Source organism: Paraburkholderia lacunae (assembly GCF_003353175.1).
GTDB lineage: Bacteria > Pseudomonadota > Gammaproteobacteria > Burkholderiales > Burkholderiaceae > Paraburkholderia > Paraburkholderia lacunae.
In genome coordinates this window covers 243055-255466 of the sequence record NZ_QHKS01000004.1, presented here as the reverse complement: position 1 = coordinate 255466, position 12412 = coordinate 243055, and the positions used below count along the sequence as shown (strand labels likewise).

The 12412-nt window shown below is 61.7% G+C and carries 10 protein-coding genes and 1 pseudogene; 10 read left to right on the top strand and 1 reads right to left on the bottom strand.

Annotated elements, in window-relative coordinates; genetic code table 11:
• Positions 1-25 precede the first annotated feature (25 nt).
• Entirely contained in the window at positions 26-1063 is a 1038-nt protein-coding gene (locus tag DLM46_RS07800) for an SGNH/GDSL hydrolase family protein (RefSeq protein WP_115100185.1), read from the bottom strand.
• Positions 1064-2066: 1003 nt separating this feature from the next.
• Here DLM46_RS07800 and DLM46_RS07795 point away from each other — a divergent pair.
• From DLM46_RS07795 to DLM46_RS07750, 10 genes and pseudogenes are all read left to right on the top strand, one after another.
• On the top strand, positions 2067-2291 hold the full coding sequence (locus DLM46_RS07795; RefSeq protein WP_115100184.1) for a hypothetical protein: 225 nt from the start codon (positions 2067-2069) through the stop codon (positions 2289-2291).
• 74 nt (positions 2292-2365) lie between these two features.
• Complete coding sequence (locus tag DLM46_RS07790; RefSeq protein WP_208866244.1) at positions 2366-3544, top strand: NHL repeat-containing protein; 1179 nt, start codon at positions 2366-2368, stop codon at positions 3542-3544.
• 451 nt (positions 3545-3995) lie between these two features.
• A complete protein-coding gene (locus DLM46_RS07785; protein WP_115100183.1) occupies positions 3996-4406 on the top strand; it encodes a hypothetical protein in 411 nt (136 codons plus the stop codon).
• A 122-nt stretch (positions 4407-4528) separates the two neighbouring features.
• Positions 4529-4717, top strand: coding sequence for a hypothetical protein (locus tag DLM46_RS07780; protein WP_133300307.1), 189 nt, complete (start codon positions 4529-4531; stop codon positions 4715-4717).
• A 273-nt stretch (positions 4718-4990) separates the two neighbouring features.
• Positions 4991-5080, top strand: a pseudogene (locus DLM46_RS07775) (potassium-transporting ATPase subunit C); the annotation flags it as partial.
• A gap of 395 nt (positions 5081-5475) precedes the next feature.
• Positions 5476-5838 carry a hypothetical protein gene (locus tag DLM46_RS07770; RefSeq protein WP_115100181.1) on the top strand — a complete coding sequence of 121 codons (363 nt, stop codon included), beginning with the start codon at positions 5476-5478 and terminating at the stop codon, positions 5836-5838.
• 89 nt (positions 5839-5927) lie between these two features.
• Positions 5928-7223, top strand: coding sequence for a TolC family protein (locus DLM46_RS07765; RefSeq protein ID WP_115100180.1), 1296 nt, complete (start codon positions 5928-5930; stop codon positions 7221-7223).
• Between the two features lie 11 nt (positions 7224-7234).
• Positions 7235-8782, top strand: coding sequence for an efflux RND transporter periplasmic adaptor subunit (locus tag DLM46_RS07760; RefSeq protein WP_115100179.1), 1548 nt, complete (start codon positions 7235-7237; stop codon positions 8780-8782).
• On the top strand, positions 8779-12006 hold the full coding sequence (locus DLM46_RS07755) for an efflux RND transporter permease subunit (protein ID WP_115100178.1): 3228 nt from the start codon (positions 8779-8781) through the stop codon (positions 12004-12006). Before DLM46_RS07760 ends, DLM46_RS07755 begins: the two co-directional genes overlap by 4 nt.
• Complete coding sequence (locus DLM46_RS07750; protein WP_115100177.1) at positions 12003-12359, top strand: copper-binding protein; 357 nt, start codon at positions 12003-12005, stop codon at positions 12357-12359. Before DLM46_RS07755 ends, DLM46_RS07750 begins: the two co-directional genes overlap by 4 nt.
• The last annotated feature ends 53 nt before the right edge of the window (positions 12360-12412 follow it).

Genomic DNA, 12412 nt, shown 5'->3' with positions numbered 1-12412 from the left:
TATCTCGGATGCCTTGGCGGTGGCGCTAGGGGCCCGGATACTGTGCCAACGTACGCACCGCCAGTTGCGCAAGCAACGCGTGTACTGCCTTCGTCGGGTGGATGCCGTCCCAGAAGAAATAGTCGTCAGGTTGTTGGCACGTAAAAGGCGGCGTGTCGGGGGTTACACAGGGATTCGTGACATTGGTGAAGCCGAAGTTGCGCGGCGATTGGAAGATGGCCGCCATCTGGCCGGAGATGTCCATTTGCGCGATTTGAATGCCGAGTGCCGCCGAAGACGAGACGATTTGGGCTAGCCCCTGATCGAACCCGGCCACCAGCTTGAGGGCGACGCCCACCGCGCCGGGGCCAAAGGCCTGGACAGCAGGCACCAAATCTATCCTCGGCGCATTCCAGATAAGAAACTTGTTTGCCCCAAAGTGATGAAGCGTTTGAACACTTTGCGCGATACCGTTCAGGGCACCCGTCAAGATGAGATTCGCCGCCGCCGCAGCCTGGCTTTGACTGCCCGTTTTCAGGTACACGGTGAGATAGGCGGCGAGGGCGTCACGAAGGTCGTTACTTCCCATTTCGATGACGTACAACGCGTCTGACGCAGCGATCTGGTTCACATCCTGGAGAAAGGTCTTCACTTGATCCGGTAGATTGACCGTGTTCGGATACGGCGTGGCTCTCGCTCCGCCCACTGCGTAGTTGCGCGCGTTGCCGCTGCTGCTCTGGAACGCTGGCTGGGCGTTCGCGGCCAGCCCTGTACCTATGGCGAACTGCTCGATCCATGTCGCACCGTTGCTGAAGTGGTGCCCTCCCTTTGCGTAAGGGGCGATCGGCACCAGCGACTCGTCGAGGGTGTCATACGGCGGCGTGCTCTGGGCGACGTTGACCCCGAGATTCATTCCCGCCGGTGGGTGAGCCAGCAGCGTGAACGCATTGCCCGGGTCGGAAAGGCTGGTACCGAACACGACGATGCTGCTGAATGTCAATGCGGCACCTGCGACGCCAGGGAGGGCGAGGACCGTCAGAGCCAGGATGATCTGCATCCATTTTTGCCTGTGTGCGTTCGCCATGTTCGTTCACCTCCATCATTTGGATCGGAAGTTCGAGACTTCCGATCGCGACGGGTATTGCAACGGGCCACGTCCATATATGGCTATTTTCTTATGCGTTGTCGGGCCATCTGTTCAACGCCTGACAAAAGTGGCAACGCACTTTGTCCAGGGGCAGGCGAAGTCACGGTGCGCCAGCGTGCCAAACTTTATATTGATCTTCTAATAGGCGTTCACACTCTGCCGATCGACCGCGAATAGCGTGCATCGTGACGCACACGTAGCTCGAAGATGTCCCAAATACATGCGTGCGTCTTCAACATAGGTGGCGCGGCGCGAAAGGGCAGTGAGTACAACCCCGGATGACGTTTGCGTCACAAATGTGCGCAAGCGCATATTCAAGCGCATGTTGAACTTGCTATGTTGTTTTGCTTTGCATGATGAGTTACAAGAAAAACGCGTTGGCCGCTCGACCATGTCTCCAGGCAGTTCACGCCAGCCCTGAAGTCGGTCGGTTCGCAGTGCGCGTACCCCCTCAGGCGTATGGATCATCGCCGACTTGAGCCGCGGCCGGTGCGACTGGCTCACGACTGGAAAGACGGTAACCACGTCGAGCAATATCCGCCTACCACCATGGTGACGCGTCACTGGGGAATGACACCAGGTAAGGTGTGAAAGGCGCACGAATGGTCCAACGACCGCAGTGTGCGGTCCTCTAAAGACGCTTCCAATGAATTGACGGCTTCACTAGTAACAAAGGCGAACTACATGCGCGAGCACCTGATCGTATGCGATCGTTGAACGGCCGCCATCCCCGCACCACGGCGGGATCGAAGGTTGCCATGCGGCGAACGCTCCGCGGCAGACTTCTGTGCGGTACCGCACATAGGCACGCATTCGTGTGGCGAAGCGCGTTGATGCGTTACTACGCTTTACAGACGGGTATGACCACCAGACGCTGTCCCGGCATCGGTGCCACCAAAAAGAAGCTTTGAACGGGGTCGATTGCGCTGAGGAGATACTCATGCGGCGTCTATGGTCTGCCTGGCTGGCCCTGTTCCTCGCGGCACTGCCCCTCGTCAGCCACGCGGTGGCGGTCAACGGCGGCCCGACCGCCGTGCTCGTCACCGTCGTCGATACCACGACCGCCATCCCCGGCGGCAGCGGCACGTTTTTTTCCTGGCCGCCGGACCCGTGCATCAGCGGCGCGAACGTCGCCTTCCGCGGCATCAACGACCTTTTACGTTGAAGCATTGCGGACTCTCTGAGCTTGCCCCAGCCGCCAAGCCAGCTGGGGTGGTCCCCAAACACAGGAGGTGCCCAATGAAAACTGCGCGTCAGTTGTCTGCCTTCGAAGCATCGACCCGGTTTATCCGCTCGTCGAAATTCCGTCGCCCATCCAGCCTTTTGCCCCGGCGATTACGCGGCGCCATGTGTGGAGTCGGTCTCGTCGTATTGTCGCTGGGATCCTCCATAGCAGGTGCAGAGGGGATCCTTCCGCCGTCATCCACGGTCGCGTCGACGGTTCCAACCAGGGGTGACGTCAATCCGTACGGCATTGCGTTCGTGCCCAGCGGCGTGCCGTCGTGGAGCACGCTGAAGCCGGGCGACGTCCTGGTATCCAACTTCAACGCCGCGTCGAACAAGCAAGGCACCGGCACGACCATCGTGAAGCTTGTGACCGACAGCAAGCCAGTCACCTTTTTCCAGGGGCAGAATCTTGGCCTCACTACCGCACTGGCGGTGCTGAAGAGCGGCTTTGTGCTGGTCGGCAATCTTCCGACGACGAACGGATCGGCCATCAGGCCACCCGGCTCGCTACTGGTGATCAACCCCCAAGGCGGGCTCGTTAGTGAACTGACAGATGCCACTCTCCTGGACGGTCCGTGGGATATGACGGTAATCAACGAGCAGGCTCAGGCGCCGCAGGTCACGGCGTTCGTCTCAAACGTGCTGAGCGGAACCGTGGCGAGGATCGATATCAACCTCGGGGAGAGCGGCACGACGCTGGCGACAAGCTCGGTCATCATTGCGTCCGGCTATACGCACCTGCCCAACACCGCGGCGCTGGTTGTCGGCCCGACAGGACTGGCCTACGACGGTACAAACGATTTTCTGTATGTCGCATCAACCGGTGACAACGCGGTGTTCCGGATTATGGGCGCGATGAAGCTCAAGAAGGATAATGGCCCGGGAACCCCGATTTACAAGGACACTACCCACCTTCACGGGCCGCTGGCATTGGCGCTTGCGCCGAATGGAGATCTGGTGACAGCGAACGGCGATGCTATTAATCCACCCGATGCGCAGCACGCGAGCGAAATCGTCGAGTTCACGCCCGGCGGGCAGTTCGTCGCACAGATGCAGGTCGATCCGACGGCAGGCGCCGCGTTCGGCCTCGCGTTCGGACTCGGCAGCAGTGGCCAGTCACAGTTCGCGGCAGTCAACGACAATACGAATACGGCGACAGTCTGGACGTTGGGCCCGGGCAGTGGCAACTGATCTGCCTGGAGGGTGGCTCCGCCGATACCTGGCGCGCGTTGGCGTCGGATTCAACGACTGTCGACGAGGTCGCTCAGCGCAATGCGGTCCCACCCAACCGCATGCGTTGCCGGCTATTGCCATCATGCTGGCGCCATCGGAGCCTCGCGTTGAGGTGCCGACCGGAATACCGGCGGCCCCAACGATGCGCTGGACTTCAACGATGAATGGCGGGTAGACATCTGGGACGGGGGGTGATGATCTGACGGTTGATTCGACCGCTTAGGGTCGAGATGGGTCGATCAGCGACATTCGAAGCGCCCCACCTGGTCACCTGGCGTACGAAGTCTGAATCTTGAGGACACACCTTCTCGAGCCGCAGACGGCGGATCGGCAGCGCGTGGTGAACGGCCTCGATCGCGGCACTGGCGCTAAACTATTAGTGTCGGTATCGTCCGAGGAGGTGTCCATCATGGCAATCGAAGTCAAGGATCCCGACTACGAGCTCGGCGAGGAAGCGACATATGTCACCGTCAACGGCGTCAAGTATGCGGTCGTGCGCGCGGACGCCTGGTTCGACCAGATCGGGTCCGCGCCCCCCCCTGCGCCGTGTGGCAAATCGCTGTCGGTTCCGCTGGGGGACGTAATCAAGGGCAGTGGAAAATTTTACGGCGTGAAATCCATCAAGCTCGCCCTCAACCCGGTCCATCCGGCCTATCACGCAGCGGTGCACAGGGCGACTTACTACCCTGCAAATTATGTGACGTTCACGGCCGTCTCCAGGAAGAAGCTGCGCCCTGGCAGTTCGGCGCATAGCAAAACCGGCCGTGTCGGGCGTGGCAAGGTCGGCGTGGGCGGCATGCGTACCAGGTCTCACGGCTGACGGCGTACGGGTCGAGTCGCAACCTATCCAGTTCAAGGGACTAGAGGGACGCGTCCCGCTTTTCTTTGGTCGCCTTCGCCTTGTCCTTCCGCCAGCTAAGGACGTTAGTCACCGCGGCCACGATGAACGTGACGATAGTGGAGGCCGACGACGCAATGAGTGTCTTTTCCTCAGTATCTAGCGAAGGCGTTGTCGGTTGGGTTTGGGAAGCGGATGAGAATGGGACTGGCGGGGCGCTTACCGACAAGGCTTGTGATGCGCTTTTCAACTGCACGACGGTTATTTGCGGCAGCTGGTTCGCCGACATGTAACGCACGAAAAGGGCGGTTGTTATGCAAAAAAAACCCACAAAGAGACCAAGGAATAACCGACAAAACAGCTCGAGCCTGGTGGAGTTTGCCACGCTTGCCTCCGCCTTCGTCGACGGTTGCCGCACCCTTATATTGCGCCAGAATCTCGCGGAATGGACATCCCAGGCGTTCAAAGACTGGAGGGCGGATGATGCTCGGGTCGGGGCTGAGGTGCCCTCACCGGAGCGGCCCGGAATAGCGCCGTTCCGATGACACGTCTGCGCATCCGAAGATGCGCTGCTCGGCCAGCAGTTCGACGCGCCCTAGTATTTCTGGGCCCGGCTGTCGGCCACGTCGCCGATGCCGTACAACGCCCAAGGCTCCTGGATCCATTCAGTTTAGCGCACTGGAATTTCCTCCAACGCAGTCTCGGCGCTGCACCCTGATTGGTTTGTGACGTCGAACCCGATGCACGCCGATCGTCGGACAGACTCCTGGTCAGGGGAAAACCTGGATGGATTGCCCTACCGTATCAGTAGGGTGTTGCCCCATGCCGGGCGTCATCGGCCGTTTGCACAATGCAAATGCGGGGAGAAGTCGGAACGCACAATCGGAGACGATTTCGACGCCGGGCGATCAGTTGCGGCATGCCGTCGATTGTTGCTGGAGGGACAATGAGAACGTCCAGAAAAGCATGGGGTGGGTGTTGGCGAACTGGGTTGCACGACCAGTAGACGACGCCACAAACCGGCTATATTTTTCACGCTATAATCGCCGCCATGAAATTCCTCCGGACATTGTTCCTGCTGCTGCTCTGCGTTGCGCTACCCGTCAGTGGGCTGGCAGCGAGCGGGCTGACGGGCGCGTGTCCGATGCAGATGAGCATGAGCGCAGGTGAAAGCAGCGCAATGTCGTCGGACATGTCCGGCTGCGAAAACATGAAGTCTGCACCGGGCGGAAAGACCAAAGGTTTTTCCTGCAAGGTGACGGCGCAATGCCAGATCGGCAGCCTCTATCACCCGGTCTCCCGCACCGAGGTGACCCGTCCCGCGGGGCGTTCTAGCCCCGTCGTTTTCCACTACGCACAGTCGCTGTCCGTCCGTGAGCCGGGTGGATTCTGGCGACCGCCTCGCGCACTCTAAGCCCCTAGTAAGTTCGCCGCGTTCGCGGTGAGGTCGTCCTGCGTCCAGGACGTGATTCCCTATGGGATTCGACCGTTTGGGGTTAGAACATGTCTTTAATATTCGGCACGCCGTCGTTACGGCGTGCAACGGTGCACGCGCGCACGCTTTTCGCGTTGCTCGCCATTGCGAGTGTGGCAGCACACGCTCAGCAGGCAGCACTCACCCTTGATGCCGCATTGCAATCCGCGACGGACCGATCCGCAGCGATGCAGGCCGCGCAGTCATCCGTGCGAGCCAGTTCTGAGGTGGTCATCAGTGCCGGCCAGTTGCCGGACCCAATGCTCAAGGCCGGCGTCGACAATCTGCCGGTGAACGGACCTCAACGGTTCACCATCGGCCAGGATTTCATGACGATGCGCCGTATCGGCATCGAGCAGGAATGGGTTTCCCCTGAAAAGCGCCGGCTCCGGTCAGCGCTGGCGAACCAGGTCGTCGATCGCGAGCGCTCGGGCTATCTCACGCAATACACCAACGTGCGTCAGCAAACCGCGACCGCATGGCTGAACGCGGCCTACGCCAAAAAAACGGTGTCGTTGCAGCAGGAGCTGATCAGGCACATGACGCATGAGCTTGCGGCCACACAAGCCTCCTACCGGGGTGCAAAAGCGTCGGCCGCCGACGTTACGCAAGCCCAGCTCATGCTGGCGCAGGCGCAGGACCAACTGCTCAAGTCTCAACAGACACTGCAGACCGCACTGATTTCGCTATCGCGATGGACTGCCGCACCGGTCACTGACGTAGCGGGCGAGCCGCCAGCGCCCCAGTCGTTCGTTACTTCCCTGCCGCCCGAGGAGCTGCGGCACGTGGAGCCGGCGCTCATCGCGGCTTCTGCAGAGATTGCCGTCGCTGATGCCGACACCGCCGTCGCGAACAGCAACCGCAGCCCCAACTGGACGTGGGAAGTCTCATACCAGCAGCGCGGCGGGGCGTACTCGAACATGGTGTCGGTTGGCGTCAGCATCCCGTTGCCCATCCATCGCAAGAACTACCAGGACCGGGACGCGGCTGAAAAAGCGGAGCTTGGGACCAAGGCACGCCTGATGTATGAGGACACCCAGCGGCAGGTCGAAGCGGATGTCCGGACGCTGTCAGCCACCTTGGCCAACGGCCGCGAGCGCATCGCCAGTCTCAATCAGGCCTTGCTGCCGGCGGCCGACCAGCGCGTGCAACTGGCGACGGCGGCGTATAAGGCGGGCACAGGCTCGCTCGCCGATACATTCGCTGCCCGACGTGGGCGACTCGACGCGCAATTGCAGGTGCTCGATCTCCAGCGCGATGTATCCCAGACGTGGGCGCAGCTGGAATACCAGGTCGTGCCCGCCACCATGTCCGCCGCTCAGTGAAGGAGAAACCTATGCAAACGAATCAACAGGTGCGTGCGGTTCTAGCTCTGTTTGCCGCCGCCGCGCTGCTGGGAGCAGGGTATGTTGCAGGCACGCATCGCGAGGCGATGAGTGGCGCAAGCGCTGTTGCGGCAACCCCCTCCAGCGACAAAATTGACCCGAAGACGGGTCGCAAGGTGCTGTACTGGCACGACCCGATGGTGCCGAACCAGCACTTCGACAAGCCGGGCAAATCGCCTTTCATGAACATGCAGCTCGAGCCGGTCTATGCGGACGAAGGCGGGTCGAGCGGCATCAGGATTGACGCAGGGCTGCAGCAGAATCTGGGCATCCGCTACGCGACGGTACGGCGGCAGGAAACAACGGAAGGATTCGATGCGGTTGGCACGACGCAGTTCGACGAGTCGATGGCGGACGTCGTCCAGTCGCGGGTGACGGGCTATATCGACCACCTTTACGCGAGTGCCCCGATGCAGCGCGTGGCGAAGGGCGCGCCCATTGCGTCGCTGTTCGTTCCCGACTGGCTGGCGCCGCAGGAGGAATATCTGGCGCTGAAGCGTGGCGGCATGGATGACAGCATGCTGGCCGCTTCCCGCGCGCGCATGCGGGCAATGTCGATTCCGGAGGGCGTGATTGCCAGTCTCGACCGGACCGGCAAGGCACAGACACACGTCACGCTGTCCGCACCGGAAACCGGTGTGCTGACCGAACTCAATGTGCGCGATGGCGCGATGGTGTCGCCCGGCCAGACGCTGGCCAAGGTATCCGGGCTGAGCAGACTATGGCTCATCGTCGAAGTGCCCGAGGCGCTGGCCCTTCAGGTGCGGCCCGGGATGACGGTGGATGCGGTGTTTGCCGGTGACCCGACGCAGCACTTCACGGGACACATCCGCGAAATCCTGCCTGGCATCAGCACGAGCAGCCGCACGCTGCAGGCGCGTCTCGAAATCGACAATGCCGGGCTGAAGCTGACGCCGGGGATGCTGATGCGCGCGCGTGTCGGTGCAGCGAAACCTGTGTCGCGCCTTCTCGTACCTTCGGAAGCGGTCATCACCACCGGCAAGCGGTCCGTCGTGATCGCGAGGAACAGCGACGGTCGGCTGCAACCCGTTGCAGTCACGATCGGCAACGATGCCGGGGACAGCACTGAAGTAACGGGCGGGTTGACGGAAGGCCAGCAGGTCGTCGCCTCGGGGCAGTTCCTGATCGACTCCGAAGCCAGCCTGAAGTCGGTGCTGCCGAAGCTGGAAGGCGCCGCCGCGGCTGGCGCCGGCGCGTCTGCAACTTCCGCAGCGTTGCCGGCTTCCGGCGCTGCCGCGACCGCTCCCCAAACCTACGAAACGACCGGCAAGGTTGAAAAGGTCACACCTGGTGACATCACGTTCTCGCACCAACCCGTGCCGGCACTGGGCTGGGGTGCGATGACGATGACGTTTGGCAAGCCATCGCCGACGGCTTTTCCAGACGTGAAGGCTGGCGAGACCGTGCATTTCGTTTTCAGGCAGTCGGATGACGGATATACGTTGACGAAGGTCGAGGCAGCCGGAGGTGTCAAATGATTGCCCGCCTGATTCGCTGGTCCATCCACAACCGGTTTCTGGTGCTGCTCGCGACCCTGCTCGTTACCGCCTGGGGCGTGTATTCCGTGACGCAGACACCGCTCGATGCGCTGCCCGACCTGTCGGACACGCAGGTCATCATCAAGGCGTCGTATCCGGGCAAGGCGCCGCAGGTCATCGAGGATCAGGTGACCTATCCGCTCACGACGACACTGCTCGGTGTGCCGGGCGCGAAAACGATCCGCGCGTATTCGTCGTTCGGCGATGCATTCGTCTATGTGCTGTTCGACGACAAGACGGACCAGTACTGGGCACGCTCGCGGGTACTCGAATACCTGAACCAGGTGCAGAGTCGCCTGCCGCCCGGTGCGACCGTGTCGCTTGGACCGGATGCAACGGGTGTGGGCTGGGTGTACGAATATGCACTCGTCGACAAGACCGGACAACACGACCTCGGACAACTGCGCGCGCTGAATGACTGGTTCCTGAAGTTCGAACTGAAGTCAGTACCGGATGTTTCGGAAGTGGCATCCATCGGCGGCATGGTTCGCCAGTATCAGGTCGTCCTCGACCCGGACAAGCTGCGGGCCTACAACCTGACGCAGGCCACCGTCGCGGACGCGCTCGGCAAGGCGAACCAGGAGTCGGGTGGTTCGGTGGTGGAACTGGCCGAATCCGAGTACATGGTCAGGTCGTCCGGATATCTGCATTCACTGGACGACTTCCGCAACATCGTGCTGCGCACCAACGATGCCGGGACGCCGGTGCTGCTCGGGGACGTCGCGCGCATCCAGATCGGGCCAGAGATGCGCCGCGGCATCGCCGAGCTGAACGGCGAAGGCGAAGTCGCGGGTGGCGTGATCGTCATGCGTTCTGGCAAGAACGCGCTCACGACCATCGATGCAGTGAAGGCGAAACTGGCCGACCTGAAGCGTTCATTGCCGGCTGGCGTGCAAGTTGTGACGACTTACGACCGCTCCCAGCTCATTGAGCGCGCCGTGGACAACCTGAAGGACAAGCTCATCGAGGAATTCATCATCGTCGGGCTAGTCTGTGCAGTGTTCCTGTTCCATCTGCGTAGTGCGTTCGTCGCCATTCTGTCGCTGCCGCTTGGTGTGCTGGCCGCGTTCATCGTGATGCGTTACCAGGGGGTGAACGCGAACCTGATGTCGTTGGGCGGCATTGCGATTGCCATCGGCGCGATGATCGACGCGGCCATCGTGATGATTGAGAACGCTCACAAGCACCTTGAAGCGTACGACCACGACCATCCGGGCGAACCCATCACGACGGCACAGCGCTGGGAGCTCATCGCGACCTCTGCGGCGGAGGTGGGGCCGGCACTGTTCTTCTCGCTGCTGATCATCACGCTGTCGTTCATCCCGGTGTTTTCGCTGGAGGGACAGGAAGGAAAGCTCTTTTCGCCGCTGGCGTTCACCAAGACGTACACGATTGCCGCTGCGGCTGGCCTGTCGGTGACGCTCGTGCCGGTGCTGATGGGCTACCTCATTCGCGGCCGGATCCCGCACGAGAACGCCAATCCGATCAATCGCGTGCTGATCAGGCTCTACCGCCCGCTGCTCGAAGCGACGCTGCGCCGGCCGTGGGTGGCGATCGGGCTGGCGGTGGTCGCGCTCGCCATCACGCTGATTCCCGTGTCGCGGCTCGGTGGCGAGTTCATGCCGCCGCTCGACGAGGGCGACCTGCTCTACATGCCGACGGCGCTACCGGGTATCTCGGCAGACAAGGCGGCCGAACTGCTGCAGCAGACGGATCGCCTGATCAAGACGGTACCGGAAGTGGCAACCGTATTCGGCAAGTCGGGCCGTGCGGATACGGCGACCGACCCCGCGCCGTTCGAGATGTTCGAGACCACTATCCAGTTCAAGCCACGTAGTGAATGGCGCCCCGGCATGACACCGGAGAAGCTGGTCGATGAACTCGATGCACGGGTGAAAATTCCAGGCCTGTCGAACGTCTGGGTGCCGCCGATCCGCAACCGGCTGGACATGCTGTCAACCGGCATCAAGACGCCCGTGGGGGTCAAGATTTCCGGCGCGGATCTCGGGCAGATCGACAGGATCGCCACACAGGTGGAGGCTGCAGTGAAGAACGTTCCAGGCGTCACGTCGGCGCTTGCGGAACGGCTGAACGGCGGGCACTACATCGACGTCGACATCGACCGGCTGGCGGCCGCCCGCTACGGCCTGTCGGTCGCTGACATCCAGTCGGTCGTGTCGTCGGCGGTCGGGGGCGACAACGTCGGCGAGGTCATCGCGGGTCGCGAGCGTTTCCCGATCAATATCCGCTATCCACGCGAGGTCCGGGACTCGGTCGACAATCTGCGCCAGTTGCCGGTGGTCACGGACCGGGGCGCGCAGATCACGCTGGGCGACGTAGCTGCCATCAGGATTGCCGATGGCCCACCCATGATCCGTAGTGAGAACGCGCGGCTGTCGGGCTACGTCTACGTCGACATTCGCGATACAGATCTTCAATCGGCTGTGAAGGCGATGCAGCAGGCCGTGTCGCAGAACGTCGTGTTGCCGCCGGGTTATTCGATCGCCTGGTCCGGCCAGTTCGAGTACCTCGAGCGGGCGGCGGCCAAGTTGCGCACTGTGATTCCGGTCACGCTCGTGGTTATCTTCGTGTTGCTCTTCCTCACGTTCAATGCGGCGGCTGACGCGCTCCTGCTGATGTCGACCGTGCCGTTCGCGCTGGTCGGCGGTTTCTGGCTGATCTGGATTCTCGGTCACGCCGTGTCTGTCGCAACGGCGGTTGGATTCATCGCACTCTCAGGGGTCGCTGCCGAGTTCGGGGTCGTGATGCTCCTGTACCTGAAGGGGGCGCTCAACAGCCGGCTTGAGCGAGGCGAACCGTTCACGGAGGCGACCCTCGTGGACGCTATTCGTGAGGGCGCCGTGCTGCGGGTCAGACCGAAGGCCATGACGGTTGCCGTGGTGCTGGCCGGCCTCATTCCGATCATGCTGGGCCATGGTGCCGGGTCGGAAGTCATGCAGCGTATCGCCGCGCCGATGGTGGGTGGGATGGTGACGGCGCCGCTCCTGTCGATGCTCATCATTCCGGCCGCCTGGCTGCTGCTGCAACGCCGTCGCGTTATCCGTACCAGAAAAGCGTCTCAACCTCACGCAGTACCGTCTCAACCTCATGCAGTACCTATTGGCACGTCCGTGCCGCAAACCCTCCCTGGAGAAAACCAATGAAGAAGTTGATGATCGTATCCGCTATGGTCTGTACCGCTACTGCGTTTGCCGGCACCGCGCTGGCAGCCGACGATATGGCAGGTATGAAAATGAAGACAGGTGCCATGGACACAGCTTCATCGACAGACACCGCACTCACTGACGCGGTGGTCAAGAAGGTCGACCCGTCGACCGGCATGGTGACGCTGAAGCACGGCGCGTTGAACAACGTTGGCATGCCGCCGATGACGATGGCATTCAAGGCGAAGGATGCGTCAATGGTCAAGCAGGTCAAGGAAGGCGAGAAGGTCAAGGTCCGCGTTGAAAGCGTCAACGGTGCGTTGACCATCGTGAATCTGGAAAAACAGCAGTGATAGGGCGCTGACACGATCACCCCAGGCCCGTCGCGTAACGGCGGGCCTGGGGT

Bases quoted from the DNA above. Each gene is read 5' to 3' on its own strand.
- DLM46_RS07800 (WP_115100185.1), bottom strand. From the start codon at position 1,063: ATGGCGAACGCACACAGGCAAAAATGGATGCAGATCATCCTGGCTCTG.
- DLM46_RS07795 (WP_115100184.1), top strand. From the start codon at position 2,067: ATGCGGCGTCTATGGTCTGCCTGGCTGGCCCTGTTCCTCGCGGCACTG.
- DLM46_RS07790 (WP_208866244.1), top strand. From the start codon at position 2,366: ATGAAAACTGCGCGTCAGTTGTCTGCCTTCGAAGCATCGACCCGGTTT.
- DLM46_RS07785 (WP_115100183.1), top strand. From the start codon at position 3,996: ATGGCAATCGAAGTCAAGGATCCCGACTACGAGCTCGGCGAGGAAGCG.
- DLM46_RS07780 (WP_133300307.1), top strand. From the start codon at position 4,529: ATGAACGTGACGATAGTGGAGGCCGACGACGCAATGAGTGTCTTTTCC.
- DLM46_RS07770 (WP_115100181.1), top strand. From the start codon at position 5,476: ATGAAATTCCTCCGGACATTGTTCCTGCTGCTGCTCTGCGTTGCGCTA.
- DLM46_RS07765 (WP_115100180.1), top strand. From the start codon at position 5,928: ATGTCTTTAATATTCGGCACGCCGTCGTTACGGCGTGCAACGGTGCAC.
- DLM46_RS07760 (WP_115100179.1), top strand. From the start codon at position 7,235: ATGCAAACGAATCAACAGGTGCGTGCGGTTCTAGCTCTGTTTGCCGCC.
- DLM46_RS07755 (WP_115100178.1), top strand. From the start codon at position 8,779: ATGATTGCCCGCCTGATTCGCTGGTCCATCCACAACCGGTTTCTGGTG.
- DLM46_RS07750 (WP_115100177.1), top strand. From the start codon at position 12,003: ATGAAGAAGTTGATGATCGTATCCGCTATGGTCTGTACCGCTACTGCG.